The following is a 654-nucleotide window of genomic DNA, read 5'->3' as shown; positions in this document are numbered from 1 at the left end:
GGCGCCACCGCCAGCGGCCTGCGCAGTTCCGCGCTGGGCGTGGGCAGCGTCGCCGCCGGCGCCGGTGCCACCGCCAACGGTGCCGGCAGCTCGGCGACCGGTGCGCGCAGCACCGCGATCGGCCTGCAGACCAATGCGATCGGCGAGAACGGCGTGGCGATGGGCTACAACAGCTTCGTCCGCAACAGCGGCAGCAACGGCGTCGCGCTCGGCGCCAATGCCGGCGTCTCGGCGGACAACGCGGTGGCGCTCGGTGCCGGCTCGCGGGTGTACGAGGCCGACACCGTGTCGCTGGGCAGCGGCAACGGCCGTGGCGGCCCGGCCACCCGGCGCATCGTCAACCTGACCGCCGGCAGCGTCGCCGCCGGCAGCACCGAGGCGATCAACGGCGGCCAGCTGTACCAGTCGCTGAGCAACATGGCAACTTTCCTGGGTGGCGGCGCCGGACTCGGCGCGCAGGGCCTGTTCGTGGCGCCCACGTACGTGATCCAGGGCGCCAGCTACAACAACGTCGGCGCGGCACTGGCGGCGCTGGACGGCAAGGTCAGCGAACTGGATGCGCGCACCGGCGGCAGCGGCATCGCGGCACGCAGCGCGCGCATGGTCGGCGCCAGTGCGGTGGCCGCGCAGGCCACCGAAGCGGCGCCTGCGGCG

The 654-nt window shown here is 74.6% G+C and carries 1 pseudogene; it reads left to right on the top strand.

Going from position 1 to position 654, the window contains the following annotated elements:
- A pseudogene (locus tag D180_RS17625) lies at positions 1-654 on the top strand (hypothetical protein); the annotation flags it as partial.

This window comes from Xanthomonas sp. SHU 166 (assembly GCF_000364685.1).
GTDB classification, from domain to species: Bacteria; Pseudomonadota; Gammaproteobacteria; order Xanthomonadales; family Xanthomonadaceae; genus Xanthomonas_A; species Xanthomonas_A sontii.
Note: the sequence above shows the minus strand (reverse complement) of the source record. Positions and strands in the feature narration are given on the sequence as shown.